At 51.4% G+C, this 1,072-nt stretch carries 1 protein-coding gene; it reads left to right on the top strand.

What is annotated here, in order from left to right; translation table 11 throughout:
- Window positions 1-1,023 (top strand): conjugal transfer pilus assembly protein TraH (gene traH / locus K0778_RS26300; RefSeq protein ID WP_021527951.1); only part of this gene is annotated, 1,023 nt, incomplete at its 5' end.
- Window positions 1,024-1,072: the final 49 nt, after the last annotated feature.

The raw sequence follows: 1,072 nt of genomic DNA, 5'->3' as shown, positions 1-1,072 counted from the left end.
TTTGACCTTGCCCTGCAGACAACGGTGCCGGAAATCAAAACCGCAAAAGACTTCCTGCAGAAAATGGCAAGCGACATTAACAGTATGAACCTCAGTTCCTGCCAGGCGGCGCAGGGGATTATTGGCGGGCTTTTCCCCCGGACGCAGGTGTCCCAGCAAAAAGTCTGTCAGGACATTGCCGGTGAGAGCAATATTTTTGCTGACTGGGCGGCTTCCCGGCAGGGATGTACCGTTGGCGGGAAATCTGACAGTGTCAGGGATAAAGCCAGCGACAAGGATAAGGAGCGGGTGACCAAAAACATCAACATCATGTGGAATGCGCTTTCCAAAAACAGAATGTTTGACGGCAACAAAGAGCTGAAAGAGTTTGTGATGACGCTGACCGGCTCACTGGTGTTTGGTCCCAACGGCGAAATCACACCGCTGTCAGCCAGAACCACTGACCGCTCAATTATCCGGGCCATGATGGAAGGCGGCACAGCAAAAATTTATCACTGCAACGATTCTGATAAATGCCTGAAAGTGGTGGCAGACACACCGGTGACCATCAGCCGGGATAATGCACTGAAGTCTCAGATTACTAAACTTCTGGCCAGCATTCAGAACAAGGCGGTCAGTGACACGCCTCTGGATGACAAGGAAAAAGGCTTTATTTCCAGTACCACCATCCCCGTCTTCAAATACCTGGTTGACCCGCAGATGCTCGGAGTTTCCAACAGCATGATTTACCAGCTGACGGACTATATCGGTTACGACATCCTGCTGCAGTACATTCAGGAGCTGATACAGCAGGCCCGGGCGATGGTGGCCACAGGAAATTATGACGAAGCAGTTATCGAACATATTAACGACAACATGAATGATGCCACCCGGCAGATTGCGGCGTTTCAGTCACAGGTGCAGGTACAGCAGGATGCGCTGCTGGTTGTCGATCGTCAGATGAGCTACATGCGTCAGCAGCTTTCCGCCCGCATGCTCAGTCGTTACCAGAACAACTATCACTTCGGAGGGAGCACGCTGTGAATGAAGTTTATGTGATTGCCGGTGGTGAGTGGTTGCGGAATAACCTGAA

The sequence above is a fragment of the Escherichia sp. XD33 genome, assembly GCF_019375075.1.
In the GTDB taxonomy this organism is placed as follows: domain Bacteria; phylum Pseudomonadota; class Gammaproteobacteria; order Enterobacterales; family Enterobacteriaceae; genus Enterobacter; species Enterobacter flexneri_A.
Note: the sequence above shows the minus strand (reverse complement) of the source record. Positions and strands in the feature narration are given on the sequence as shown.